The organism is Salinivibrio sp. ES.052 (genome assembly GCF_900141775.1).
Taxonomy (GTDB): Bacteria; Pseudomonadota; Gammaproteobacteria; order Enterobacterales; family Vibrionaceae; genus Salinivibrio.
Genome location: NZ_FSRI01000003.1, coordinates 39,515 through 66,473 on the forward strand (window position 1 = coordinate 39,515; position 26,959 = coordinate 66,473).

At 47.8% G+C, this 26,959-nt stretch carries 18 protein-coding genes and 1 pseudogene; 11 read left to right on the plus strand and 8 right to left on the minus strand.

The features are described 5' to 3' along the window. The first annotated feature begins 177 nt into the window (after nucleotides 1-177). Together BUQ98_RS13155 and BUQ98_RS13160 are read left to right on the plus strand one after the other, a co-directional pair. Complete coding sequence (locus tag BUQ98_RS13155) at nucleotides 178-978, plus strand: M48 family metallopeptidase (RefSeq protein ID WP_074214265.1); 801 nt, start codon at nucleotides 178-180, stop codon at nucleotides 976-978. A gap of 194 nt (nucleotides 979-1,172) precedes the next feature. Further along, on the plus strand, nucleotides 1,173-2,681 hold the full coding sequence (locus BUQ98_RS13160) for a diguanylate cyclase domain-containing protein (RefSeq protein WP_074214266.1): 1,509 nt from the start codon (nucleotides 1,173-1,175) through the stop codon (nucleotides 2,679-2,681). A gap of 10 nt (nucleotides 2,682-2,691) precedes the next feature. Here BUQ98_RS13160 and BUQ98_RS13165 read toward each other — a convergent pair whose 3' ends face one another. The 3 genes from BUQ98_RS13165 to BUQ98_RS13175 all read right to left on the minus strand — a co-directional run bounded on the left by BUQ98_RS13165 (nucleotide 2,692) and on the right by BUQ98_RS13175 (nucleotide 5,846). Beyond that, the gene (locus BUQ98_RS13165) at nucleotides 2,692-3,150 is read right to left on the minus strand and encodes a PAS domain-containing protein (RefSeq protein ID WP_074214267.1); all 459 of its coding nucleotides are present in this window, start codon (nucleotides 3,148-3,150) and stop codon (nucleotides 2,692-2,694) included. A 4-nt stretch (nucleotides 3,151-3,154) separates the two neighbouring features. Then, on the minus strand, nucleotides 3,155-4,156 hold the full coding sequence (locus BUQ98_RS13170; RefSeq protein WP_074214268.1) for a response regulator: 1,002 nt from the start codon (nucleotides 4,154-4,156) through the stop codon (nucleotides 3,155-3,157). 124 nt (nucleotides 4,157-4,280) lie between these two features. Beyond that, the gene (locus BUQ98_RS13175; RefSeq protein WP_074214269.1) at nucleotides 4,281-5,846 is read right to left on the minus strand and encodes a hypothetical protein; all 1,566 of its coding nucleotides are present in this window, start codon (nucleotides 5,844-5,846) and stop codon (nucleotides 4,281-4,283) included. A gap of 277 nt (nucleotides 5,847-6,123) precedes the next feature. Here BUQ98_RS13175 and BUQ98_RS13180 point away from each other — a divergent pair, with 277 nt between their 5' ends. Then, nucleotides 6,124-7,272 carry an acyl-CoA desaturase gene (locus tag BUQ98_RS13180; RefSeq protein WP_074214270.1) on the plus strand — a complete coding sequence of 383 codons (1,149 nt, stop codon included), beginning with the start codon at nucleotides 6,124-6,126 and terminating at the stop codon, nucleotides 7,270-7,272. 82 nt (nucleotides 7,273-7,354) lie between these two features. Here BUQ98_RS13180 and BUQ98_RS13185 read toward each other — a convergent pair whose 3' ends face one another. Continuing rightward, nucleotides 7,355-8,329, minus strand: coding sequence for a CobW family GTP-binding protein (locus tag BUQ98_RS13185; RefSeq protein WP_074214271.1), 975 nt, complete (start codon nucleotides 8,327-8,329; stop codon nucleotides 7,355-7,357). A gap of 223 nt (nucleotides 8,330-8,552) precedes the next feature. Here BUQ98_RS13185 and BUQ98_RS13190 point away from each other — a divergent pair, with 223 nt between their 5' ends. Next, the gene (locus BUQ98_RS13190; protein ID WP_074214272.1) at nucleotides 8,553-9,941 is read left to right on the plus strand and encodes a TldD/PmbA family protein; all 1,389 of its coding nucleotides are present in this window, start codon (nucleotides 8,553-8,555) and stop codon (nucleotides 9,939-9,941) included. After that, nucleotides 9,938-11,290 carry a TldD/PmbA family protein gene (locus BUQ98_RS13195; protein WP_074214273.1) on the plus strand — a complete coding sequence of 451 codons (1,353 nt, stop codon included), beginning with the start codon at nucleotides 9,938-9,940 and terminating at the stop codon, nucleotides 11,288-11,290. Before BUQ98_RS13190 ends, BUQ98_RS13195 begins: the two co-directional genes overlap by 4 nt. A gap of 84 nt (nucleotides 11,291-11,374) precedes the next feature. Here the strand turns inward: BUQ98_RS13195 and BUQ98_RS13200 are convergent, their stop codons facing one another. Then, complete coding sequence (locus BUQ98_RS13200; RefSeq protein WP_074214274.1) at nucleotides 11,375-12,283, minus strand: alpha/beta hydrolase; 909 nt, start codon at nucleotides 12,281-12,283, stop codon at nucleotides 11,375-11,377. 373 nt (nucleotides 12,284-12,656) lie between these two features. Between BUQ98_RS13200 and BUQ98_RS13205 the strand changes: the two genes are divergently transcribed. The 6 genes from BUQ98_RS13205 (at nucleotide 12,657) to BUQ98_RS13230 (ending at nucleotide 21,671) form a co-directional block, all read left to right on the plus strand. After that, complete coding sequence (locus BUQ98_RS13205) at nucleotides 12,657-14,048, plus strand: L-cystine transporter (RefSeq protein ID WP_074214275.1); 1,392 nt, start codon at nucleotides 12,657-12,659, stop codon at nucleotides 14,046-14,048. A 184-nt stretch (nucleotides 14,049-14,232) separates the two neighbouring features. Further along, a complete protein-coding gene (locus BUQ98_RS13210) occupies nucleotides 14,233-14,796 on the plus strand; it encodes a PhnA domain-containing protein (protein ID WP_074214276.1) in 564 nt (187 codons plus the stop codon). 164 nt (nucleotides 14,797-14,960) lie between these two features. Then, a complete protein-coding gene (locus BUQ98_RS13215; protein WP_074214277.1) occupies nucleotides 14,961-16,595 on the plus strand; it encodes a LytS/YhcK type 5TM receptor domain-containing protein in 1,635 nt (544 codons plus the stop codon). Then, complete coding sequence (locus tag BUQ98_RS13220) at nucleotides 16,592-17,305, plus strand: LytR/AlgR family response regulator transcription factor (protein WP_074214278.1); 714 nt, start codon at nucleotides 16,592-16,594, stop codon at nucleotides 17,303-17,305. The genes BUQ98_RS13215 and BUQ98_RS13220 overlap by 4 nt, the downstream gene beginning before the upstream one ends. Nucleotides 17,306-17,436: 131 nt before the next feature. Further along, on the plus strand, nucleotides 17,437-18,663 hold the full coding sequence (locus BUQ98_RS13225; RefSeq protein ID WP_074214279.1) for an OFA family MFS transporter: 1,227 nt from the start codon (nucleotides 17,437-17,439) through the stop codon (nucleotides 18,661-18,663). Nucleotides 18,664-18,992: 329 nt separating this feature from the next. Then, complete coding sequence (locus BUQ98_RS13230; protein ID WP_074214280.1) at nucleotides 18,993-21,671, plus strand: bifunctional diguanylate cyclase/phosphodiesterase; 2,679 nt, start codon at nucleotides 18,993-18,995, stop codon at nucleotides 21,669-21,671. A 179-nt stretch (nucleotides 21,672-21,850) separates the two neighbouring features. Here the strand turns inward: BUQ98_RS13230 and tssD are convergent. The 3 genes and pseudogenes from tssD to tssM all read right to left on the minus strand — a co-directional run. Continuing rightward, nucleotides 21,851-22,045 (minus strand): annotated as a pseudogene (gene tssD / locus BUQ98_RS13235) (type VI secretion system tube protein TssD); the annotation flags it as partial. Nucleotides 22,046-22,104: 59 nt separating this feature from the next. Further along, nucleotides 22,105-23,391 carry a type VI secretion system ImpA family N-terminal domain-containing protein gene (locus tag BUQ98_RS13240; protein WP_074214281.1) on the minus strand — a complete coding sequence of 429 codons (1,287 nt, stop codon included), beginning with the start codon at nucleotides 23,389-23,391 and terminating at the stop codon, nucleotides 22,105-22,107. Nucleotides 23,392-23,438: 47 nt separating this feature from the next. Beyond that, nucleotides 23,439-26,939: a type VI secretion system membrane subunit TssM gene (gene tssM / locus BUQ98_RS13245; RefSeq protein WP_175566336.1), complete on the minus strand. Its 3,501-nt coding sequence runs from the start codon at nucleotides 26,937-26,939 to the stop codon at nucleotides 23,439-23,441. Nucleotides 26,940-26,959: the final 20 nt, after the last annotated feature.

Here is a 26,959-nt window from a genome sequence, read left to right on the forward strand (position 1 = left end):
CCCATAGGTGGTTCGGTGCAACTATAGCCAAAGCCGTGCATCACCAAAGATGCCTACATCGACGTAGCAGCTAAGACCGTCTCATCGTAGACGCGTACGCGATAACGCAGTACATTACCCCTACTCTCTGTCTTTATTGCAACGTTCACGTTTGACAAAACGATACAGGAAATGATCATGCGACGCACGGCTAAAACAGTCATTTTGTCTCTGTGCTTCACCCTCATTCTCACCGCCTGCTCAAACTCTCCCACTGGCCGCAGCCAGCTTTTGCTCTTTTCTGGTGACCAAATGGCGAACTTAGGTCAGCGCTCGTTTGAAGAAATGAAGCAGACACAACCGATTAGTGAAGACAAAGCCGTGACTGCATATGTGCAGTGCGTCACGGAGGCGATTTTAAAAGTGGTACCACCACAATCCGACTTCTCCGAATGGGAAGTCGTCGTGTTCGATAGTGAGCAAGTCAACGCATTTGCCTTACCGGGTGGCAAAGTCGGTGTCTATACAGGCTTGCTCGATGTGGCAGAAACGCCCGATCAATTAGCGGCGGTCATTGGGCATGAAATTGGGCATGTATTATCAGAGCACAGTAATGAGCGTCTCTCTCGCTCTCAACTTGCCGCCCTCGGGCTCACGATTACCGGTATGTCTCTATCGGATAGCCCTCATGCCGCCATGGCAATGGCAGGTCTAGGACTTGGCGTTCAAGTCGGTATTTTACTGCCCTACAACCGTGCGCAAGAATCCGAATCGGATAAGATTGGTCTACAACTGATGCATCAAGCCGGTTTCAATCCGAGTGCCAGTGTCGACCTATGGCGCAATATGGCCAAAGCGTCTGATGGCGCGCCGCCAGAATTGCTCTCGACTCACCCTTCTCCCGACACGCGAATCAAAGCACTGGAAACCGGTATCACACGCTTACCCGACATCCCCCATCGAATGGCAACAGGATGCCAGCGCCCCAGCAAATCGTAAAGAGAACAAAACATCTCATTAACACAGTGAATAGCATCACAATACGTTAAAGTAATAGAGGAAAACGCGCTTAACAGACACGACCTCCGTCTCTTATCACACAAATTGTTAACACGTATGTTACGCTTTAATTTTGGGCCGTGGACAATAAACCCGTGATGATAAGGCGATTAATCATCTTATTGTTAAGCGTAATGCTAGTGCCCGTTGTCATTGCAACGCCACAGTCTTATGCCGATTCATTTGATCAGATGTTTGAGAAACATGCACTGGTGATGCTGTTGATCACTCCAGAAACAGGTCAAATTATTGCCGCCAACTCCGCGGCGAGTCAATTTTACGGTTATTCACGTCAAACACTGACACAAATGAATATCGCTGAGCTTAACAATTTACCACGAGAGGCTGTCGCCGAAGAACGCAAGCTCGCCAACTTAGAAAACCGCAATTATTTTGTTTTTCGTCATAAGTTAGCGGATGGTTCCGCAAGAACAGTCAAGGTCTCCTCCGTCCCTATTTCCTATCGTGGTGAAAACCATCTTTTTTCTATCATCACAGACATCAGTGATTTTCGTGCTACACAAGAATCGCTTTGGCACTATCAAAATCGCTTAGAGCAAATGGTGGAGCAACAAACCAAACAACTTGATCAACAAAAAGATCACCAACTCGTTATTACCTCATTGATTATCGTTTTCCTCGGGGTCGTATTGACAGCCATGTGGTTGGTATTACGGAAAAAACACCGAACGGAGTACGAGCTGCAATTGGAACGTAAACGGTTGGATGAAATCATTCGAGGCACTAACGTAGGAACTTGGGAGTGGCATATTCCGAGTGGTCAGGTTGTGATTAATGATCATTGGGCGGGCATTCTGGGCTACAGTAAAACGGAAGTACAACCCGTCACGTTCGAGACGTGGAAACAGCGTTGCCATAGCGATGATTTCATTCGTGCCCAACACCGAATCCAGTCCGCTTTTGACGGAAAAACGCCCGATTATGAATGCGAATTCAGGATGTTACACAAAGAAGGATTTTGGGTTTGGATCCTTGCGAAAGGAAAAGTCATGGAGTGGGATCGAGAAAACAGCCCTGTTCGAATGGTAGGAACACACCAGAACATCAATGAAACGAAGCGTTTATATCTGCAATTTGAGCATATGGCGCACACAGACACCCTCACGGGGGCACTCAATCGGATGGCATTTAAGCAACGAGCAGATGCCGCTCTCAATCATGCTCGCCAGCATGGTGCACACTTTACTTTATTATTTATTGATTTAGATGGTTTCAAAACCATCAACGACACGTACGGACATGATGCAGGCGACAGCGTACTCATCGAAACCACCAAACGCATGAGTCACAGCATCCGTACTTCTGATACGCTCGCCCGTCTTGGCGGTGATGAATTTGCCGTGCTCCTGGAATATACTAGCCACCCAGATGATGCTGGACGCGTTGCCAAAAAGATCATTGATAGCCTTAATGCACCCTTTACCGTCAACGACAATCAACAGGCCACACTCTCAGCGAGTATTGGTATCGCCTGCTATCCAGATCACGGCGAATCTGTTGAAGCATTATTAAATTGCTCCGATGCGGCTATGTATTACGCTAAAAAATCACTAAAAGGAGGCACCTACGCACTCTGTGACCCCACACGCAATACCACTGCGTCTAACAGATCAACAAACTAGTGGCCTCTCATCATGATGACGAGGACGCAGTCGCTCCTCGTGGTGTTTGACTGGCAAGTGCCTCGTTAGTAACATCTTGAATTGAAATAAACATATGATTCACTTCACCTCGCGTATTGGCCATCGGGTGCATGGTGACATTTTGATACATAAAGGGAAGCTGACCGGTGATCGGACGTACATGGCGACAGCGAAATAAATAAGGGCGCTGCTGCCAAACAATAAAGCTGCGGCAACGAAGTTCAAATACAGGTTGCGACTTCGCACGAAACCACGGCTCGTTGATTTCCGGAAAAACATCAAATAATGAGCGGTTTTGCACATCCTTCGCATGCTTACCGCTATGGTGAACCATAAACCCATTCCACATTTGCACTTGAAAATCGCGATCCAATACAATCAACCCCATGTCGATGTGTTGCACGATATCTAGCATCCAATGGAATTGGTCAAAATCTTGTGTGCTCATCGCATTACTCCTCATCCATCAGATACGCCAACTTCGCATCGAGCAGCGGCAATGACTCATCCAAAAGCAAAAGCAAAAGGTCACACTTAATATCTGTGCCATCAATTTGATAACTGACCTCTATGGTCACCGTTCGCTTCCATGACCCTTTCATCGCCGCAATTAATTGATCAACGTCAGCATGCTGACCTAATAAGGCCGGATAACTTTGCGAGAACTCTAATGCACCTTGGTCACCCAGGCCTCTTAAGAAAGCACTGATCAAGATATTACTGATATCCACCAGCAGTTCGAGTTCGTTATCCACTGAACCATCGTCAGGGTAATCAAGTAATTGAACCATTTCGGTAATACTGGAATCACTGATTAGCATCAGTGCTTCACCTGTAATGCCTTCACCACTGAACCCTTGGCACACGCCGTTCATCGTATTTGACTGTGCCAGATGTCGGATTGTCATTGTCAGTTCAGTGACTTCAAACACATTAACTTGTGGTAAAGGCATATGCACAAACACACCACAGTGACGTGCTAATTTATCAGCCGCTTGACCCATCGCTATATTCACGACTTCCATGTAAATATCACGACGATTCAGCTTTTCTGTCGAGGTATGAGAACGCTCAGAGTCTGATAATGAGGCCGTCGGTAAGTAAGCTTTAATGAGTGCATCAACCCGTTCACGACTGATGGGTTTTTTAACAAAGTCTTTCGCCCCACGCTCTAAGACTTGCTGTTGCGCTAACGGCTGAATATCACCAGAAACCACGATGACGGGAACGGTCATTTCCGCCTCTTGCATTGCCTCTAGGGTTTGATATCCATCCAACTCAGGCATGGTCAAATCAAGAAACATGATATCGATCGCCTGACTATTCAGCACCTCTAGTGCTACCTTGCCATTTTCAGCAAAGTGTACATCCGCATCAAGATCCTTCGGTAGGGTCCGTGATAACTGTTTGCGCGCGAGTGCGGAATCATCAGTGATCAGTATTTGTTTGGTCAAAAGCCTCTCCTTTTCTACTTCTTAATTGAGAGTATGGCAGCGTGAACACTGTAAGCATAAACCAAGTTAGACCAAGATGAGGGCAAACCAGTAAAATGACGGCGATTCTTTTTGCTGATGAGCGCTAGCTATCGTATTGACATAAATAGGCAAGCCGGTCAGGACGGCTCATTAGTTCGGGGGCTTGTAAATAAAAGTGGTGTAGGCAAGTCAAACAAAGCTGGACACAGTCATACACTTTTTCACTGACGGTCTCGGGATCATCATCGAATGCCCCCGTTAATAGCGCACGCCAATCGTCCGCAAGCTGATCGATTATTGCCGGATCCACCTCATGTTTCACCAGTGTTGTCACCGCGGCTTTGATGGGCACTATGTCCTCACTCGCGGCAAAAATATTACGCAGAGAAATAATGGCATCCACTAATCCGTCTTGGGTCGCCGGCTTTTTTGCTGCGGTATATAGGCGCGACATCGCCAGTCTGATCCCACTCGAGTCGGTATCATCCACCAACATGCTCCAGCGCTCAATGTCTATAAGATCCGCCTCGCTGATCGCGATCGGATCATCTGTTTCTGCCACTGAGCCAAAATCCTGTCTTCGGTTGTCCAACGAAAAGGGATCAATTCGCCATACCCATTCCGGTGCAACAAACGCCTTATGTTGGCCTAGGTAGCAAAGCGCCATACATAGAATAATATTCAGCTCTATGGTTTGCTGCTCCGTGTTGGCATCCAGCACTTCCTCGGGCCAATCATCATCTTCAAGAAATTCACCAAAATTAATCGCGAAAGCGTATCCGGATTCCAGCATAAAACCGTTATCACGCCGCTTCGCCATCAATCCAGCGGCTTGTAAGACATACTCAGCAATACTGGGGGTATAGCGACGTACACTCCCCCATTTGGTATCCAATTCTGCCAAATTAGTCAGTGCCGCATTACGAAACCCCACAAACATGGGAATATGCGCGACCTCACCATCGGCAAGACTACGTGCCATTTCTAGCATTTCTTGTACTGTGCTAACAAAGCGATCGGCACTCACCACACCGCGAATACGCATTAGATCGTAACTATTAACGAGGATAGAAACAGGTAAACTCGCTAAACTCACTACGCCTCGATGTCCCGTTGCATCTTTGTAGTCACCACAAGTCTGCTGCGGCTCTTTCCCTGTGGTGGTAAACAATCTCGACAATGCTGGATCCGCAGCCATCCGTTTTTGCACTAATTTACTCACTGGAAATTGCTCAATCGCCGCGGTCAAGTAACCCGCTCCACGATAAAAAAGATGTGGGCGTTGTCCCGCTTTGATTAAAAACAGAGGATAAAGCTCGCCCGCCAATTGGCAAAAAGCACTGGTCAACGCATCGGCGCTACTGATCCGAGTGGCCAACTCCCCGCCTTGCTGCGCACGCCAAACATTAAACACATGACGACCGTTTTGCATCACATGGGGAAGTCGATAAAAGAATGACTGCTCACTTTCTCCCTGTTCGACTGCAGACACACGAAGTTGGCGACATAATTCAATGTACTGATTAAGGGTATCGCGCTGAATGCGGCTTAATCCCAGTTTTTGCATTAAGATCAATCGGCCTTCAGCCTCTGTGACATTTAAGATGTAACTCACCACACGGTGGCCCATCGCTTTCACAAAATGCGGTATGGCCGGATAGGACATCATAATTGCCTAACCTTACGTGAATAACGAATGATTAAAGATATCGGCACCTTTAGTAAAAACTATACGTCGCGACACCGTCTTATGTCCTTTTTGCTTATGTTTCCGCCGATGGTCAGCCATAGTCTGTTAGCCAGCGCATCATGGTTTCAAGCATTCCCCTTTCGATGACAAACCCAGAAACAATTTTACCCACAAAGGTAGCAGCGAGTACTTGACCAAGCGATCACCCCCATCTATTCTAGCGTACAAGTGTACGCTTAAATAAAGATAAAGAGTTATGGAAACCAAGACGACAACCTCACCACCAAAAAAACCGCGTTTGATTTGGCTCAACATCAGCGTATTTACGTTAACCTTTTTGATAGCCGCAATTGGCACGCCTCTCTGGGCCTGGCATCACGGCTTTGATTGGATGCAGGTAACAGCGCTCATTGTCGCCTTTAGCTTTTGCGGCTTATCAATCACTGCGGGCTACCATCGCCTATGGGCCCACAAAACCTACCAAGCTCATCCAGCCTTACGCTTTATCTTTGCCATTGGTGGCGCCTTTGCATTACAGAATAGTGCATTACACTGGTCATCCGATCACCGAGTGCATCACCGTCACGTCGACGATAATGACGTCGACCCCTACTCGGCAAAGCGAGGCTTTTGGTACTCCCACATGGGCTGGATGCTACGAGAATACCACCCCAGTCGATACGCGGATTACAGCAACTGTCGCGATCTACAAAAAGATAAAATAGTTATGTGGCAGCATAAGCACTACCTGGCACTGACATTAACCACCAACTTTGGCTTCCCTATCGCCTTTGGTCTCGTTCATGGCGACGTTTGGGGCGCGATTTTATTGGTCGGGTTTACTCGATTAGTTCTGAGCCACCACACCACCTTTTTCATTAATTCCCTGGCCCACGTATGGGGCAGTCAACCCTATACGGACAAAAATACCGCCCGCGATAACGGCGTATTGGCCTTTATGACCTTTGGCGAGGGATACCATAACTTCCACCATATTTTTGAAAATGACTACCGTAACGGTATTCGTTGGTGGCAATTTGATCCGACAAAATGGTTAATTAAACTCGCCGCTTGGCTTGGGTTGGCAGACAAATTACGTGTCACCCCCGAGGAAAAAATTGAAAAGGCACGTGCGAAAATGCAGCTACAACGCGCGACGCAAAGGCTAAGCAACAAGCCTAATGCCGCCCATCGCTTGCAGATTCTGCAACAAGAATACGACACCTTGGTAGCGAAAATGGCTGACTACTACACGCTAAAAAAGCAATTACTCACGCTTGAGCGGGATAAATTGCGCGAGAAAGTGGAAAACGCCGAGCTCAGCCAACAGTATCAAGACTTAAAGCTGCGCTTCCATCAGCAAAAGCGAAGCTGGCAGGTACTCACGGCTAAATACGCAAATTAAGCGCCGAACAGAGTAATCGCTCGCATAAAAAACCGGTCAGTCATACTGCCCGGTTTTCTTTTATCGTTACTCGGTCGCCTCGCTATTCGTCGGAAGCCTTTAGAAACGAAAGTAAAATGGTTTCTAGTTCGTCCCAAGGCAAAGCCTGGGTATCAATTACCTCAATGCGAGACTCTGCCGTTTCGATCGACATCGGCGTGACCGTGATAACCTGATTCGCGACATTGAATGCATAGAAGCCTTCTTCGGTATTGACCACCGCTTTAATACGCTGCGCATTCAGGTTACTGAATAAACCATACAACGCATCAAACGGAAAACAACATTGTTCAGAAAACAACCAACCACAGCTAATGTAGCCTTGTCCTTGATTTTCTTTGCGGGTAAAGGTGTCACCTGGCCCCAACGCTAAGGTTGTCATCGGTTCAGCGTCGCTGCGGTGATGATAGTGCGCGTGACGGGCATGACGCGGTAACGCAAGCCACGCCGTCTCGAGCGCGCCCTGTTCCACACCAGTCACCAAGCTTTTCTCACCATCAAACGCGGCGACATAGTCATGAAACGTGGCTAATTGTGCCTCGCTGCACTGGTCAAGCTTGTTCGCAACCACTACATCCGCGAGCGCGATTTGATCATGAAAGTTTTCATTTTCACGATAGCGCACATCGTCAATACAACGCGGATCCACTAAAGTAATGGTCGCGCCCACATTTAACGTTGAATCAAAAGGATCCTGTGTTAGCTTGCCAATAATATCCTTAGGATGACCCAGCCCTGTCGGCTCAATCAGTATTCGATCCGGTTTTTGTGCCAACAAGGTATTTAACCCCACCGTCATGGGTAATCCCGCCACGCAGCACATACACCCACCAGGGACTTCTTTGACCAGGGCACCTTGCTCAGACAGAATGGCACCATCCACCCCCACTTCACCAAATTCGTTGACCAATACCGCCCAACGTTCCTTTAAGGGCTTGTTGGCCAGTAAATGTCGAATCGCGGTGGTTTTTCCCACACCTAAAAAGCCAGTCACAATATTGGCCGCCACTTTATCCATCACGTTGTCCTATGCGGTTATCTTATGGGCGCAATTATAACGGATGCCTGTCCGAAGATCGCATTTCAACGCGAGGGAAAAGAAGCGGCTCTTTAAACGTCTACACGATGTGTGAATAACACAGAAAAAGATGAAATACCCTGCACTCATCTTTGACGGTGATCATTACACTCAAAAGGTTGGTAGACTAAGGGGTTCGATAATACACTTCTTAGGAGGAAGTATGCTGAGTCCATCAACGGCAAAATCGGTGATTGATCATGCCCTGTTTTTAGGCGCAGATTTTGCCGAGCTTTTTGTCGAGCGCCATCACTCGGGCAATGTCGAGTTACTGTCTGGTGAGGTGGATAAAGTCAATTCAGGGATTGATTTTGGCATTGGCATCCGCTTATTTTTTGGCCATAAAGTCCTTTATGGCTATACCAATCACCGCGACGAAGAGCAGTTAAAAAAAGTAACTAGTTTACTTTGTGCGCGAGACAAGCGTGATCAAATCGCCGCCGCGGGGCCCCTCAACTTTAACCAATTTGACGATAAGCATCCGGTCAAGGCGCCCTTATCACGCGATCACCACGTGGCAGATAAAGTGGCATTTTTGCGCCAAGTCGACCAACGCATTCGCGCAGAGAGCGATAAAATCTCGCAAATTATCGGCCGCGTCGGCCAACGCGAGCAACAGATTGAAATATTTAACTCAAATGGACTCCACGTCAGCGATACACGTCATTACACCCGTATCGCCGCCACCGCCGTTGCTACCGATGGACAAGAACAGTCCACTGGATTTGATGCCCCTGGCGCACTTACCGGCTGGGAATTCCACCACGATGTCGATCCCATCGCGATGGGTGAGCGGGTTGCACGTCAAGCACTGGTAAAACTGGGGGCTCAAGCCTGCCCGTCAGGCGAAATGCCGGTGGTCATCGGCAATGGATTTGGTGGTGTCATTTTCCATGAAGCCTGTGGCCATTTGCTCGAAACCACCTCCGTCGCAAAACAAGCCTCGGTATTCCATGACCAAATGGGCGAAATGATCGCTAGTCCGGTCGTCAGTGCGGTCGATGATGGCACCTTGGCTAACGCATGGGGGTCGATCAATATCGACGACGAAGGCATGGAAACCCAGCATACCCAGCTCATCAAAGACGGTAAGCTCACCTCGTTTATGGTCGATCATATGGGTAGCCTGAAAACCGGGTATGATCGCACCGGCTCGGGTCGTCGTGAGTCTTACAAATTCGCGCCGACCTCTCGGATGCGCAATACCTTTATCGAACCAGGCAATGATCAGCTTGACGAGATGATTGGGTCGATGGAGCGCGGTATCTACGCCAAGAAAATGGGGGGAGGCTCAGTGCAGCCAGGAACCGGCGAGTTCAACTTTGCGGTGCAAGAAGCCTATTTAGTCGAAAACGGTAAGATCACCGCCCCCCTCAAATCCGCCACCTTAATCAGTACAGGCCCAAAAGTTCTCAAAGAAATCAGTATGGTCGGCAAAGATCTTGCCCTTGCCGCCGGCATGTGTGGCTCGGTGAGCGGCTCAGTCCCCACCACAGTGGGCCAACCGGCATTAAAAGTCGACAACATCTTAGTAGGAGGCGGTAACGCATGAGTGAGCAAACCATTAAAGCAACCCTAAGCGATGCCGTCGATCAGGTCCTCAGCTTGGTGAAACAGCAAGGTGCGCAAGCAGACGTGATTGCCAACGCCAGCGAAAGCTTGTCACTCAAAGCCGACCAAGGCGATCTCTCCGAGCACAAAGTCACCGCCGGTCAAGTGATCGGAGTGCGGGTGATCAAAGGAGATCAAGTCGCCACCAGCTATTCGGAATCGCTCGATAGCGAGAGCTTAACGAGTATGGTCAACGCGGCACTGACAAACGCGAGTTTTACTAAAGCCGACCCCGATCAGCAAATTCGCGCCGAGGGGCAGCAAATTGATCAGCAAGATCCCAGCTTACTGCAAGCAGACAACACCCCGATTGAAGACAAGATCGCATTAGCGCTGGCGATGGAGCAAGACGTAGTAAAACAGCCACGCGCCACCGGTGCTCCTTACAATGGCTACGGTGAGCAAACGCAATACCAGCTGCTAGCCAACACGCTTGGCACGCGCTGTTACCACAGCGAGCGTAGTTTTAGCTGTTATACCGCTGCATTGCTGAACCATGAAGGTAAACAGTCTATGCATTTAGGCGCATCGGTATCACGCCGGTTCGCCGATTTGGATCGAGACCATACCACTCGGTTAGCCTACGAAACCGCTGATGCGCTATTAGATGGCGGCCCCATCAAAACCGGTCAATACCCTGTGGTTTTTGAGCATGACTGTTTAAGCGAGTTGCTCGGCGCATTTGGTAGTTGCTTTTCTGGCGACGCCGCCAAACGCGGCACCAACCCATTGCGCGATAAAGTGGGTAAGCCAATCGCAGACCCAGCTCTCACCATCACGGATGTGGCACGTATCGAGGGTGGCATGCGCATCAAAGCCTTCGACAGTGAAGGATTTGCAACAGGCAATACGCCTTTGATTGAAAATGGAATATTAGTGGGATTCTTGCATAATAGCGCAACGGCAACCCATTTTGGTGTTCGCCATACCGCCAACGCGGGTCGTAGCCCCAAAGGGGGACTCGATGTCACCTCACGTCACGACGTGATTGGGGCAGGCAAACAAAGTGAAGCGGACGTTCATGCAGGCGAATATCTAGAGCTAGTATCACTGCAGGGCGTGCATTCTGGTGCCAATGCGATAAGTGGTGATTTTTCGTTTGGAGCCAGTGGCTTCTTGTGCCGTGATGGAGAACGGGTTCGCCCTGTGCGTGGTATCACAGTAGCGGGAAATTTTTATACCCTGCTCAACGAGATAGATGCAATCGGTAACACGGTCACCCCGAACTACGATGGGGCTTTCTTTGCCCCTCGGATCCGGTTTGCCCGCCTATCGATAGCAGGCGAGTAATTACACTCATTAAACCAAGCACATCAAGGCACCCGCTTACGCTGGTGCCTTTTTTCTGTCGCGACTGCTTTTTACTAGTGTCTCTCAGCAAGTTGAGACACTGCTATTTTCTGTTGCATTATCAACACTATACACCGCAGGATTCATCTTAGCGGCAAGATCGGAAAACGCTTGCAGCGCCACCTCACTTTTCAAAATACGCCCATGCCCCAATCCTTCGGTAGGCAGCAAGCGTACATGTTGATAATCGTTTGCTTTCTCTGTGACGGAAAACGACGCAAATCGATCTTGTCGATCATGGGCAATGACCACGGGTTGACGACGGAGCCCCAGTTTTTCTAGTGGCTCGATCGTTTCGATCGGATAACCGTGCTGGTCACCCACTTCTTGAACAATTTCATCAAACAGTTTCAATGAATATCCTGACTGTTGTACCGTCGCGTACAAATTTTCACGGTAATTCAGCACTGGGGCAACCAGGAATAATGGCAAGTCATCAAGCTGCGGATGTTCGCTTTCTAATACGGCTGCCGCCCCCATACTATGGGCCACCACACCGGAGACATTATCCACTTGATCCAATACATCATTAATGGCCTGTACAAAACCTGGAATATGGCTTTGTTGTCCACCACTCTCTCCATGGGCAGGGTGATCAAACGCGACCGCACGAAACCCTAATGAGGCAATGTGAGTCATTAACGGGAAAAACTGGCTTGCCGAACCTGACCAACCATGAGTGAGCAACCAAGTCGGTCCCGCCCCTACGCTATACATCTGCAACTCACCTTGTTGGCTCTGCGCTTTAAATCGTACCAGCCCCTCGGGCGCTGAATTAACTGCGGGGCTGCGTGTCGGCGTGAGGAATAGCTTACGGGCAACCGTCTTCGCGTGACTCGGCGCCAGTCGATGATGACATCGGCTGATAACCCCCACCAGTGTACGCTTTGCGCTAAACCGACCCGGGGTTGAAAAGTAGACTTTTCTGCTCATTTACGATCCTTTAAATCAATAACACACCACTCCTAATGTATGCATACACCAATCATCACGGCGCTTGCGAGTTAACGCACGTTGGCTCACCTTACCGGAAGCCTTATCGTATTAATAGAACGAACACCCGTTTTAGAACAGGTTGCTTTGATACATGCTTTCTATTGGACACTATGTCATCAATCGTCGCACAATCGTTGTGCCATATTCTTTTTAGTTTTAATAAGTGCTTTTTTTATCTAGTTAAGATGTGACATAGGTCTTCATTATGTGCACCTCTCGGCATAAGATGCGCATTAATACAGATCCCTTAGCGCTATTCACGGGGTTTTACGCTCAAATTATTATAATTCTCTAGATTGGAACGCCGACTATGACAGTTATCCTTTTAAATCTGATCGCTTTTTCGCTGTTGCTGGCGGTGCTTGTAAAGCTACATAAGCAGCAAAAGTCACTTTCGACACGTGTCTTTACTGGCCTCGGTTTGGGGGTCGCGTTTGGTGCTGCGCTTCAAGCTCTTTATGGCGCTGACGCAGCAATTACACGAGAGACTATCAATTACATCAACATCGTGGGCTCTGGCTATGTGAGCTTACTTAAAATGATCATTATGCCGCTGATCACCGTGTCTATCATTGGTGCCATCTTAAAGGTCAAAGACTCAGGGTCACTCGGTAAAGTATCCAGCTTAAATATCGGTATTTTGCTAGCAACAACCGCAGCATCGGCGCTCATTGGTGTGCTAGTGAGCAACCTCTTTGGCCTCTCCGCACAAGATATCGTGCAAGGCGCTCGTGAGATGGCACGCGGTGCAGCTTTAGAGGAACGCCTCGGTACGGTTGAAGATTTGTCGCTCGCGGATATGGTCATTTCGTTCTTCCCACAGAATCCTTTTGCGGATTTAGCTGGAAGTCGTCCAACGTCGACCATTGCTGTCGTGATTTTCTCTGCCCTAGTGGGGATAGCTGGAGTGACTCTTTCTCGCACTCAGCCTGAGCTGGGAGAACGTTTTGAGCGCTTTATGGATGTTGCACAAGAATTGGTTCGCACCTTGGTGCGCATGATTATTAGCTTAACGCCATATGGTGTTTTAGCACTAATGACAAAGGTTATTGCCGGTTCGCATGTGAGTGAAATTCTACAACTTGCAAACTTTGTTGTTGCTTCATATGTGGGTCTAGGCGCTATTCTCGTGATGCACTTGGTACTGATTGGGTTTACTGGCATCAGCCCTGCGCAGTATATGAAAAAAGTGCTTCCCGTACTGACATTTGCATTTACCTCTCGCTCTAGTGCCGCGACGATTCCGCTCAATATCGATTCTCAAATGAAGAACTTGGGCAATGACCCAGCCAGTGCCAACTTCTCAGCCTCATTTGGTGCCACCATGGGGCAAAACGGCTGTGCCGGTCTATACCCAGCAATGCTGGCGGTCATGATTGCACCGACCATTGGTATTAACCCACTGGACCCGGGCTTTATCGCTACCTTGGTGGCTATCGTCACCGTCAGTTCGTTTGGTATTGCTGGCGTAGGCGGTGGAGCGACCTTCGCTGCATTGATCGTGTTATCCGCGCTGGATATGCCAGTGGCATTGGCGGGTCTGTTAATTTCTATTGAGCCGTTGATCGATATGGGCCGTACCGCAATTAACGTCAGCGGTTCAATGACAGCAGGTACTATCACATCTCGCCTAACCGGTGGCCAAGACAAAACCATCTTCGATCATCATGAAGTGGTCAAACAGGACACGGCAAACGCTTAATACACACGCTTCATTCATCCAAAAATGCCACGCCATCTTACGATACGTGGCATTTTTTATTCGGCACCATACGAAACATCCCTGCTTTCTTACAAACCCTTACAGCTTGTAAGAATTTATGTCAGCGATTACACTCAGCCCCATTGTTAATGCAGGGACGTCCCTGCCAGTTGTGAGATAAAACATGAGTATTGAACAAACGCTTCAGGCACGCAGTGGCGGCCAATGTGAACTTTGCACCCGCCAAGACAACTTATCTGTGTATGAAGTCCCGTACTCGCCAGATACCACAGCGAACAGCTGCGTATTAGTCTGTGGCACGTGTCATGATCAGTTAAGTAACCCAGACAACATGGATGTCAACCACTGGCGCTGTCTGAGTGATAGTATGTGGAGCCAAGAGCCGGCCATTCAAGTTGTTGCTTATCGCCAACTCTCTCGCCTTTCAGCCGAAAGTTGGGCGCAAGATAATCTCGACATGATGTATATGGAAGACGATGTGCGTAAGTGGGCTGAAACGGGTCAAGACATCGAAGAAGTCAAAGTGTTGGACGCTAACGGCGTTGCATTACAAAAAGGCGACGATGTGACCGTCATTAAAGACTTGCCCGTGAAAGGCTCAAGCCAAGTAATCAAACAAGGCACCGTGATCCGCGGCATCAACTTGACCGATGATCCGACCCATGTGCAGGGCAAAGTAAACGGTCAAACCCTATTTGTGATTGCAGAGTTCTGCCGCCGTAAGTAATACCATAATGACGCTGTAGGCTTGACGCTTTTTCAAGCCTACTCAACACTTTCCGCTCTCTCCTTTTTCACCGCTCACTGATCTGTGTGTGATAAAGCGGATTGATAACCCGCTAGTTCTGTAAACGGTAACCCGCCTTGCTATTCTACAACGACCAATTTTTAATGTTGCTGGCTGTGTTTGAACGCGCCGCCCTTCTCCTTATGGCGCTGTTTTGGCTCACTCGCACCCACCTGATCCAAACCATTGTGCAGAAAACCCAGCGCCATCCGATGGAAACGGCGCTGATTGCCACCTTGTTTGTGTTGTTTGCATTGTTCAGCACCTACACAGGTGTCAATGTAGATGGATCACTGGTTAACGTGCGAATCATCGCCATCGTCGCGGGGGGCATTTTATTTGGTCCTTGGGTAGGTGTGACAGCAGGCGTCGTCTCAGGTATTCACCGCTATCTCATTGATATTGAAGGGCCAACCTCACAGGCCTGTTTGATCGCCAGTATTATTGCTGGGTGCCTGTCTGCACTGATCCATTATCGCGCTGATAAACAGCACTATGCCCGTTATGGCATTTTAGCGGGGATGATCTGTGAATCGTTGACCATGTTGCTGATTCTGTTACTGGCGAGTGATCAAACACTAGCACAGCACATTGTCGCGACCATTAGCTTTCCGATGATTGCAGGTACCGTCTGTATTGGTCTGATCATTCAACTGGTACAGTACATCGATGATGAAAAAGAACACCTCGCCGCCCAGCAAGCCAAACAGGCGCTGGATATAGCCAACCGTACGTTGCCTTACTTTCGGCGCGGTGAAACACGAGGCTTAACCAAAGCGTGCAGTATTATTCGTAAAGACACCGGTGCCGATGCCGTTGCCATTACCGATACCGCCGATGTGTTGGCGTATGTTGGCATTGGTGAGGAGCAATACATTGATGCCCATCACCAGATTAGCCGCCTTACTCAGCAAGCAGTAAAAACCGGTGAACAAATCATCAGCAATGATCTCAACGTGCACGACTTTCGCTCTTTGTTGATCATTCCGCTTTGGGAAAACGGTGTTGTTTCCGGTACGTTAAAGGTCTTTTATCGTGAACCTCATCGCATCCGTCGCCCGATGCAGGAAATGGCGATTGGTTTATCGCAATTGATTTCAACGCAGATGGAAGTGGCGCGCATACAAAAGCTCAAAGAAATGGCGAGCAAAGCCGAGTTTACCGCGCTGCAAAGTAAAATTAACCCTCATTTTTTGTTCAACGCTCTCAACGCGATCTCCAGCTTGATCCGGTTGCGTCCGAATGACGCCCGTGGCTTGATTGCCAATCTAGCCGACTTTATGCGCTACAACTTAGAGCGCACGCAAGATCTGATCCCTATCACTGATGCCATTAAGCAAGTCAAAGATTATGTGGCGATAGAACAGGCACGTTTTGGTGACAAACTTTCCGTTCACTTTGATATTGAAACGACCGACATTAATATTGCGCCTTTACTGATACAACCACTGGTGGAAAACGCCATTCGCCACGGCTTTCAACCTTCTCGCCGTCCTTGTGATGTCACCATTGCAGTGCGTGCGATTGAACGCGGCGCAGAAATTAGCATTACAGATACCGGTGTGGGCATCGACCCAAATATCGTTGAACAGCTTTATCATGGCACCATCGACAGCCATCATATTGGCTTGATGAACGTTCATCAGCGCTTGATCTTACTCTATGGTCAAGGCCTCTCCGTCGAGCCACTTCACCCAGGCACGCGGGTATCATTTACAGTCGAAAACAAGGAGGCATAATGCGCGCTGTCATTGTTGAAGACGAATATCTTGCTCAAGAAGAGTTGAGATACCTCATTGAAAAGCACAGTGCTATTACTATCACCGAGAGTTTTGATGATGGGTTAGCGGCGCTTAAATACCTGCAGACCCATAAAGTGGACGTACTGTTTTTAGATATCAACATCCCCTCCATTGATGGCATGTTGCTCGCACGGAGTTTACACGCGGATGCGCGCCCACCTTTTGTGATTTTCACCACCGCTTACAAAGAGCATGCGGCAGATGCATTTGAGCTTGAGGCATTCGATTACTTGCTTAAGCCACTTAACGAAACACGCGTGAAAGGCGTGCTCGACAAGCTTGCTATCGCGGCTGCACCCGTCGATCCCCTTACAGAGCAACGCCATACCTTGCATTTAATGCGCGATAACCGGATCCGCATTACCGATACCGCCGACATTCTTTACGCCGCGGCCAACGAAAAGACCACCTTGGTGTATACCCCAGATGGCGAGTTCTATGTGCCCTACACTATCAGTGAGTTAATGGCACAATTGCCTGCCAACTTTTTCCGCTGCCATCGGTCGTATTGCGTCAACGTGGATAAAATCACCGAAATTGCCCCAGGCTTAAATAGCACCTACCAAGTCTTTCTGCCTGGCATTCCTGATCCTGTGCTGGTCAGCCGCGGGAATCTGAAGGCGTTTCGCGAACGAATGCAGTTGTAATTCATGCCATCTCGCTGCAGTTCATGCCCGCTAACTGCAGCTCATTTTATCTTTTTCACCTACTCTTGATGTGGGGATTCAAGGTCGTATCTTGGGGGTGTTCCCAACAGATAAAACCCTGGAGCGTTACCATGAACGCACGTTTATCCCCCGGCATGAAAACCCTACTTGGCACTGTATTAGCCCAATTTGCACTCGGCTCTGTGTATACGTGGAGCCTGTTTAATGCCCCCCTTGCCGCTCAGTTTGACGAACCCGTCAATCAAGTCGCCTTCACCTTTGGTATTATGACACTGGCATTGGCTTTGGCGTCTTCCGTTTCCGGCCATCTGCAAGCACGCTTTGGTGTGCGCCGTGTAACTATCGGTGCAGGCTTATTGCTTGGCGCCAGCCTCGCGCTAACCTCTGTCGTCGGCCAACTATGGCTACTTTATCTGACCGCCGGCCTTCTGATTGGCTTGGCTGACGGTACTGGCTATCTCATGACGCTCTCCAATTGCGTACGCTTTTTTCCAAAAAACAAAGGGCTTGCCTCAGCTTGTGCCATTGGCGCTTATGGGTTAGGCAGCTTAGGTTTTAAATACATCAATCTATACTTTTTAGCCGCAGGCGGTGCAGCACTCAGCTTTCAAATGTGGGCGGTTCTGGCCTGTGTCATGGTCGTGATTGGCGGCGCACTGATGCACGATGCACCACAGCAAAAAGCAGCTACAAACGCGTCTGAGACCGATGCACCTGCCGATTACACGCTCTCTGAGTGTTTTAAAACGCCACAATTTTGGCTGCTTGCCACAGTATTCGTCACGATTTGTATGAGTGGGCTTTATGTCATTGGCGTCGCTAAAGATGTGGGTGAACTTTATGTCCACCTTGATGCTGCCACCGCTGCGGAAGCCGTTGCCATTATCGCACTGGCAAATCTAGGCGGCCGTCTGGTGCTGGGTGTGCTGTCTGACCGCATGGCGCGCAGCAAAGTGGTTGGCTTAGCGCTGTTGGTCTGCGCCGCCGGTGTCGGCATGCTCCGCTTTATGCCACTTGACCAATACAGTTTCTATCTATCAGTTGCTTGTGTCGCATTCAGCTTTGGTGGCGCAATTACGGTCTTCCCAACCTTAGTCAGCGACTATTTTGGTATGAATCATCTCAGCCAGAACTACGGGTTTATTTATCTTGGCTTTGGTGTGGGCAGCTTTATGGGCTCTGTCATTGCTGCGCTATTTGGTGGCTTTGTCGCCGCGTTCAGTGTCATGCTGGTGATGATCGCCATTTCACTTTGTATCGCTTTCACTATTCAGTCGCCCAAAGACAAAAAAAACACCGTCGCACATCATTGGCAGCTGGAATCATCCATCCATTAAACACTAGCCCCAGCCTCCTCGCCCTCGTATTCAGCTTAATACGAGGGCGTTTATACCCCATCCCATTCTAGCCCCCTAACCGATAGACTTAATACGATTATACGTATCAGCAACTGGTTTTCTTTTTCAAATCAAAGTGTGACAATGTCACTTATGTGGTCGAGTTTACACTGTAAAGTGCCTTAATATACTCCACCATCAGTACCATTCATGTTTAAATTCTCTTTCATATCTCAATACATAGCTGACTATATTGATAGTTACACTGTATTCACCTAGTTTGAGAACAACGGTGATTGGCCACCTTTATTTTCTGGCTAGGTGTTTATATGACACGCACGCGGTTTATCACGCTTCACAGCAAAGCAGCACTCATTTTTGTATTAGGTTTACTCGGTATCATTTTCAGTAGCCTGTTGCTAACACGCTATTTCTTTTTATTTGGCATTAATCATTTAGAAGACATAGAAATCACAAAGGCCAACCAACAAGCCAAAGCCGTCATTCAGCGGGTGATAGATAACCAAGTCGAATATGCCATTGATTGGGCTTATTGGGACGATACCTATGAGCTCCTTACGACGACCAGTAGTGACTATGCTGAGAGAAACTTAGAGGATGAAACGTTAATCGCCCTAGGACTCGATATGATGGGATTTGCCGACTTAAATGGCCACGTCGTTGAAGCAAAAGTCATTGGAGATGCGAATGAAAAGTCGATTATTGATGCTATATATCGTTCGCCTGCTGTTGCAGCTCATATTAACCAATCACTACCGGACCAGGCGCTATCGCCTCTTTCTGGCTTACTAAAGTTAAGAGGGCACATTTGGGTCGTTAGTGTTAATCCAATCCGAGACAGCTCTGGTGCTACTCCGGCTGTCGGCTGGATGGTGTGGGGACAAACACTAACGGGAAGATTCCCCTCCGCCTACGACAACATATTAGCGGGTAACAACCGTCTCGCTGACAATGATTATGCCGCAGGAAGAGCGGCAGTTGATCGCATTATCCGCACTGATGATAAAATAACTCGTTATACGTCTTTATACGATTTGAGTCATCTTCCTATTGCGGCCTTAGAAACTTCCGAGCCTCGCCGTTACTTCCAAAAAGGAAAGCAAGTATTTCAATACCTTATCTTAGCCTTACTGGCGATGACCTCTTTCATTGCTTTATTGGTTTATCTACTTTATCGGCACAATATTGCTAGGCAATTTATCTCTTTTGAAAAAAGTGTTAACGCATTGCTTGGTGACACCGCTCCGCAGGCAACACCAAAAGATACCTTTACCCGCATCACTGAACAAATCGAGGCGCTGGCAAGCGCCTCTTCTCACGCCGAACAGCAACTTCAAGAAACATTGGCAAAATTTGATGCGTTATACCATAGCCAGCACCTCGGTATGATCATTCTAGAAAATGAGCGCATTGTGGATGTTAATCAGGCGCTACTTAAGCTGCTTGGCCATCAACGAAAACAGCTAGTAGATACATCGCTCGATACGCTCCTGAGCAATACCGACGGCATACACGCTCTCTTGACCGCATTCCAACATCAAAAAAATCAAAGCGTTGTGAATTTTGAAACAAACCTACGATGTGCAACAGGGCAAGCCATTACCTGCAACATAGAGGCGATACGACTTGATAGCCAAGCTCCCCACACTGCCATGCTCGCGGTAAAAGATATCAGCCAGCAAAAGCAACAAGCCGAGCTAATAGAAACACTCTCACACCATGACACCTTATCTGGTTTGCTCAATAGGCCGTCGACAACCAAGGCATTAAACGAGGCGCTAGATGAAAGTAAGACTGTTTTCACCCTCTACTTTATCGCCACACGCCTTCGCGAAATTTACGAGATATATGGGCATGAAGCCTACGACAGTACGGTTAAGCATATCGCCGACTCTTTACAGAACCAGTTTCCGCATGCAACGGTTGGCAGACTTAGCGAAAACGAGTTTATCGTGTTTACGGATGGTATGGCAGAGTATGAGTTTGTGCGTCACGCACATACGGTGCTTAAAGCCAGTGCGAATCATCTATTCGCGACGAGCGCAGAATTTGATATCGGCCTAAAAGCCGCAATGCTGGGACCAGCATTAGCGTTTACACATTTTGAGCCCCTTGTTCACTGTGGCTACTTTGCGATTGAGCAACAGGAAGGGCCAAATCACAATGTCACTATTGTTGATGACAATACAGCAAAAGCGGCGCAAGAAACCTTGGTGATCAACCGCAACCTTGTTTCGGCGTTGAAAAATAATGAGTTCACCGCCTACTTCCAACCCATTGTTAACGCCACATCCAACCAAGTGATTGGCTTTGAAGCACTAGCACGATGGCATCATCTCGATTTGGGGATGATATCGCCGGGTGTTTTTATCCCTTTGGCCGAAAAACACAAATTGATTATTGAGCTCGATGAACTGGTGTTAGAAAAAGCCTGCGCATTTTTACAAACCATGCAAAAGCATTGGAGTAAAAAATCGCAGCACCGGCTCACCATTCATGTCAACCTCTCTAGCCCTCACTTTGGGGCGAGACAATTATTGGATAAGCTAAAACGCTTGATCAATCGCTATCAGCTTGCCCCGGGGCAGCTAGTACTCGAAGTAACGGAAAGCATTCTACTAGGTGCTGATAAAGAAACCATCAAACGAATGCATGCGTTAAAAGCGTTAGGCGTACAACTGGCTCTCGATGACTTTGGAACCGGATACTCTTCATTCAGTTCTTTATGCAATTTCCCGTTAGATATCGTCAAACTCGATAAATCTTACATGAGCGAAATTGAAACCAATGATAAAGCCAAAACCTTGGTTCGCAGTATCATTAACATGGCGCAAGAGTTGGGAATGACCACAGTTGCAGAAGGCGTAGAAACCGCGTCACAATTGCGTATCCTCAACGTCTGGCGCGTCGACGAGATCCAAGGATTTTACTTCTTCAAACCGATGAGTGCAGAGCAGGCTGTACATAGACTTGTCGGGAATGAATAACTGTAGAAGGTTTGGCAGTGCGTCTCAGCGGGCTCGTAACACCCGTCTAGCAACTTATTCTTACTTAGCGATTTTGCACTTACAAAGAGTTGGCTGTAACAGCTTGCAAATAGACACGACCAAAAGGACGGAACCTACCCTCAAGGCTGTTTGTGTCGTCATAAAGGATTAGGGCTTGCGCCTGACGCCAGTGCGTTATAAAGCAACGGTACCGCTTTGTTGAGCGTAACGGTGAATTTAAATGGCTTGTGCACACGTTGGCCAGATGGCTGACCTGATTGAGGGTCCGTCGGCACGGTCACATTGTGGTTAAACTGTTGTACCAGCATCTCGTCTTCGTGGCCTTCCACAAACGCATCACCGATAGAATCTGACCAATTTTTTGCACGTGCCAAGCAACTTCTTGCCAAGCCAAGCAAAAAGTTACTCAGGGTCATTTGCGCGTTTCTACATCTTTGCTCTTGTTTTCATCAATAACATCTTGCAGCTGCGAGACTTTCCAACTCAGGTGATTCAGACGTTCAGTGAGCACGAACAGCTCATTATTAGCTTTGTCTATCTCTCCCTGCTCGACTAAAGTCGTCACATAATCCGCACGACCATAGATAGGAGAAAGTCCGATAGCAAAACTCTCCAACGAGCGTGTTTGCTTCTGTAATGCCCACCAGCGATTTTGCTCTGCCAGCAACGCGATATTCGCCATCTTGGTTCGAACCGCGCGGAACTTATCTATATATTTCGCTGTACTTTCCAACGCTGCAGCACGCTCAGCTTGGTAAGCGGCTAATAGTGAAGACGTTTTCTCGTTATCACCGTACAAGCTAGTTAACGCATTGAGGTGTTGTTTGGCAGAGACTTTCGCCGCTTCAACCGATTGCGCCATCTCCTGCTCGACCGCGTCAGTGTATAAAGGAATAAATTGTGGCTCCCAACGCGACAACGTTGCCGGCGAATACTGCTTGGAGAACACACTCAGCACTTGAGCGTTGTTAAGGGAAGGCTGTGACGTATCCACTTTATACGGGGTTTGAAAATAGGGAATATGTGGGTAGCCCAACCAGGCGATCGCCACTAAGCCAGCACCTACAATCCCTGCCAATAAACTGCGAAGTCGGCTTTTTTTAACCGTGATCGTAGGGTTAAGGCTCTCGTTTTTCTGCTGTTGTTTTATCACGCTATGAAAACGCGTTTCTATACGATCAATATGCTCAAACAAAACATACGCGAGTCCCTCATAATCAACCACATGCTTTGGTTGCTGCTGTTCGAACACATGATACAGGGTATCGCAGAGCTTTTCACAACGGTACAACTCACGTAATGCTTGTTGATCTGGTTTTATCTGATTAAGCTCCCCCAATACGCGAGCATTCACCCACTCCAGCGCCTCTTTACGCGCCCGGGCCCATTTTTCAGACACCTCTTCCTCGTTATTCAAACAAGCAAGGATCAATTCCAACCCATTTGCAAATCCTGCTAGGCCGCCAATTTTTAACGCCGCGACGGTATAGTAGCCACTGAGCAGTAAATCAATGCCCTGCTCACTGGCGAGCGCTTGACAGTTATCTTTTACAAACTGCCAATCGGTTCCCCCAGATAATGGCGAGTGTCGCTTATTAATTTGATCTCTAATTGCTTGATAACGCTCGTCATCACGCAAGGGTTGAACATCTTGGATAATACGAAAAGGCTGGTTATCAATCGAGAGTATAAAAGACATTTAGCATTCCTGATAAAGCAAGGGCGAGACACTCGCCCCATGATCAGTTAGTAGAGGTTTCGTGACAGCTTGAACGATTTGAACAAGCGCTGCGTGAATGGATTAGTGGCAGCCTGAGCATTAACACGATAGATCATTCCACCGCCATCAACATTGAATTGATAATCAACCGAGGTCGTGCTTGCAGATACCACTGCACCTCGATCTAACAAACGGAACAGAGCCCACGGGCCTCGGATTACAACGCTACGTGGTGACAAATTGGTTTTGGTGGGAACCAAGGTTAATTTAGACGTCGCCGAATCACGAAGCGTATTTGGCCAAATTAACTCAATACTGTCTCGTGGCCCGTGACTATATGTTACATACTGACCATCAACATTGAGGACACTGCGTCGCTTGTTACTACTTAAGCGCAGAGGCTCTACTGAGAAGCTCACATCCAAAATACCTTTACGATTAAAGAAAGCTTCGCGGATTTTTTGTGCTTTTTGGATCTGCGCTAGCAAATCGGGACGAATCAGAGAACCATTTCCCCCCTGCGCACCCACCGAGATATTTTCATCAATGAACATTTTCAGCTGACTATTGTAGAAGTTATCCAGGGTTCCTTCCGGCGCAAAGAAGCTTTCAAAGTCGCTAAGTGATGCATCTTTACTGGCATTCGGGTTAAATGGATATCGATTCGCCAACTTTTGTTGATAAGGGCGGTATACATCTTGATACCAACGAGTTTCAAGGTGCTTAATCGCCGCTTGCTTTACGACATGCCAACTTTCATCAGCCAATGTATCAACCATGCCGTCAAGCGGTTCAGGTAATCCTGTCGCAATACGTTTAAGCGTATAAATGGGGTCAGTATTGACGAGCTTGACACGTGCTTTAGTTGCATCCAGTGCTGCCGTTCCGACATCGGGGGCATCTTGGATAGATTTAAGGTAGTTTTTTAAATCTTGCACCGACGCCAATACTTCATTCAGATAAGCCGGTTTATCATTCACGGCTTTAACAAGGTTATTTAGATCCGAAAAAGGCGCTTGTATTTGTGACGCAACTTCATACTTCGGATTTTCTGCAATTGCCTCTTGGGCATCTTCATCCAACCCAAGTCCCGACGCAAGTTGAGTATTGGTCTCAAGTGTACGCAGTAAACGCTGTAAGGGGCCGACATGACCTGTAAAATTATCCAGAACTGTTACAGCATCATTGATATCACTGAAAAATTTAATATTAATTTCGTTGAGCGCAGTGCGCCACGTATTGGTGTAATCTGCAACGTAAAGGTCACGTATTTTATTTCTTAGCGCTTTTTTATCCGCCTCACTGAACTCCGCCGTCTCGGTCTCACCTAACACCCAGCTATCGATTAACGCCAAGTCAGAAACCGATTGCAGCTTAGGAATAAAATAGTCTTCAAAGCCACTCTTCGTGAGCATTTGAGAAATATATAAGTTGTCGCTATCGACTTCCCGCTCATCAAAAACGACGTCAAAGACGGGCCCTACCTCGTTACGTAGATTCATTCCCGTACCCAGAATCGTCTCCGCATCTAACTTTAAGTTCCGGTACACGCGTTGATCCGTTGGCATAGTCCGTAAATACGCTTGCGTACGAGCGATAGTAAAATCGTAAGGGCGCATTACTCGATCAGAGATTCTATCACCTCTTATGCGCTCGCCAGTCAAATCAGTATGGCGCATAGCGTAATCAAGGTGGTCGAGCAAACGCTCTTGAATCGTTTTTTGGCCTGCAAACTCTTGCTGCCATTGCTGGCTAAAATAGTCCATTACATAATCATGGTAGCGGCCGCTCTTATCAACCATCATCCGGTAAACACGTAACGCAACTAGCTGCTCCTGATCCGTCTCAGCTTGGTTAATATCGACTACAGTATCTGCCATTAAGAGTGGTAAGAATCGGCTCTTTAGTAAATTGAGATAGGTTTGTTCGACTTTCGGCCCAATCACATGACCTTGATACAACCCAAACTCTGAAATATATTTAGGTTTTTTTCGGAAAAAACCGAATTCCAGCGTCGCCTGACGGATCTGATTGAGTGGTTTAAGCACTTCTCGTTGAGATGCACTACTCGTATTACTTGAGAATTGAGCTTTATACTGATCGACCTTTGTCAAAACAGCATCCGCATGCTCCACGTTAGTAACATAATAACGATGCCACGTGCCCACTAATAAAAGAGTAGCAATAGAACAAGCCAATACCGACATTCCCATTAAGCGCCGTTTGTGTTTTTCCACACGAAAGTTATCTGAGGCGAGCCCTGCTTCTGGATAAATAATGTTGCTAAACAGTTTTTGGGTAAAGAAAACCGTTGAGTTCTTAGATTTTTGAGCGTGGTTGACCGCATGTGATAAGCCATAACGACGAGAAGCAGCATCATCAAACGCATTCGTTGGCACCCCTTGTTGATATACAGAGGTGAAATAGGCGCCCCTAACCAATGCCGATGTCGAGAATTGATCACTGGCCAATGCTTCATTAAAAAATGTCGCCAGAATATCTTTAAGGCCGGCGACTTGACGTGAGAAGCTATAAATCGCTTTACGATCTTCAAAATCAAGTGGGGCAGCAAGCGCATGAGGAACAATGGCATTGATGCGATCAATAAACGCAGAGTAATCGTCATCGAACTCTTTCAGCCATGAGTCCAAGTCATCCACCGAGTTTAAAGAAAAGGTAAAGCCAAGCACCTCATCGCGTTGCTGTTTGGAATAATGTTTAAAAAACGGTTCGAAACCATACAACAAATCTAGCTTAGTCAGTGCGATATACACAGGTAGTCTGGTGGATAACGTCTCCATCAGCTCACGTAATCTCGCACGCAACAAATTCGCATACGCTTTGCGTTCTGATGCAGTAGCAGTCGCTAAATGTGACGCATCCAACGTTAAAACAATACCGTTCAGAGGGCGACGACTGCGAGTTTGCTCAAGCCACTCAACAAAATGCAACCACAAACGACGCTCAAGCTCGCCATCATTGTTTTCATCTTTATTGCCTTGCGTCAGCAACTCACCATCCGGATCGATAAGTACAGACTCATCTCCGATCCACCAGTCAAATGAGTAAGGATTTTCGCTCTTTTTTCCCGATGCACGCATCACAGACGAAAAAACAAAGTTTTGGCCTGACCGATTAATCAGGCTGGTTTTCCCAGCGTTTTCAAGCCCTAGAACAAGATACCAAGGCAGGGCGTACAGATGGTTACGTTTATTCAGATTTTGCTTCATGTTAGCAATCACCTGATTCAACTCTTTTTCCTGACGCTCTTCGTATATCTGAATCGGGTCTTCACGCAGTCGCTCAGTGTGCGCTTGCTCTGCCTGGAAACTTTGCAGCTTACGCCATTGCCAAACACCCCAAATGGCTAATGCCCCCAAGGTAATAAAGCCACTGAATATCGCACGCGCCATCACAGATGCCAACGGTGTCTGTTCGCCAATCGTTAACCAAGGGCCGGCCCACCAGATGGCGACATTAACGAGAATAAATATCGCTGCTAATAAAATAGGAAAGGCTGCGACCATGCCAGGTTTAAGCTTTTTCG

Excerpts from the sequence above, each read along its gene's own strand:
- BUQ98_RS13155 (WP_074214265.1), top strand. The coding sequence starts at position 178 with ATGCGACGCACGGCTAAAACAGTCATTTTGTCTCTGTGCTTCACCCTC.
- BUQ98_RS13160 (WP_074214266.1), top strand. The coding sequence starts at position 1,173 with ATGCTAGTGCCCGTTGTCATTGCAACGCCACAGTCTTATGCCGATTCA.
- BUQ98_RS13165 (WP_074214267.1), bottom strand. The coding sequence starts at position 3,150 with ATGAGCACACAAGATTTTGACCAATTCCATTGGATGCTAGATATCGTG.
- BUQ98_RS13175 (WP_074214269.1), bottom strand. The coding sequence starts at position 5,846 with ATGATGTCCTATCCGGCCATACCGCATTTTGTGAAAGCGATGGGCCAC.
- BUQ98_RS13180 (WP_074214270.1), top strand. The coding sequence starts at position 6,124 with ATGGAAACCAAGACGACAACCTCACCACCAAAAAAACCGCGTTTGATT.
- BUQ98_RS13185 (WP_074214271.1), bottom strand. The coding sequence starts at position 8,329 with ATGGATAAAGTGGCGGCCAATATTGTGACTGGCTTTTTAGGTGTGGGA.
- BUQ98_RS13190 (WP_074214272.1), top strand. The coding sequence starts at position 8,553 with ATGCTGAGTCCATCAACGGCAAAATCGGTGATTGATCATGCCCTGTTT.
- BUQ98_RS13195 (WP_074214273.1), top strand. The coding sequence starts at position 9,938 with ATGAGTGAGCAAACCATTAAAGCAACCCTAAGCGATGCCGTCGATCAG.
- BUQ98_RS13200 (WP_074214274.1), bottom strand. The coding sequence starts at position 12,283 with ATGAGCAGAAAAGTCTACTTTTCAACCCCGGGTCGGTTTAGCGCAAAG.
- BUQ98_RS13205 (WP_074214275.1), top strand. The coding sequence starts at position 12,657 with ATGACAGTTATCCTTTTAAATCTGATCGCTTTTTCGCTGTTGCTGGCG.
- BUQ98_RS13210 (WP_074214276.1), top strand. The coding sequence starts at position 14,233 with ATGAGTATTGAACAAACGCTTCAGGCACGCAGTGGCGGCCAATGTGAA.
- BUQ98_RS13215 (WP_074214277.1), top strand. The coding sequence starts at position 14,961 with ATGTTGCTGGCTGTGTTTGAACGCGCCGCCCTTCTCCTTATGGCGCTG.
- BUQ98_RS13225 (WP_074214279.1), top strand. The coding sequence starts at position 17,437 with ATGAACGCACGTTTATCCCCCGGCATGAAAACCCTACTTGGCACTGTA.
- BUQ98_RS13230 (WP_074214280.1), top strand. The coding sequence starts at position 18,993 with ATGACACGCACGCGGTTTATCACGCTTCACAGCAAAGCAGCACTCATT.
- BUQ98_RS13240 (WP_074214281.1), bottom strand. The coding sequence starts at position 23,391 with ATGTCTTTTATACTCTCGATTGATAACCAGCCTTTTCGTATTATCCAA.
- tssM (WP_175566336.1), bottom strand. The coding sequence starts at position 26,939 with ATGGTCGCAGCCTTTCCTATTTTATTAGCAGCGATATTTATTCTCGTT.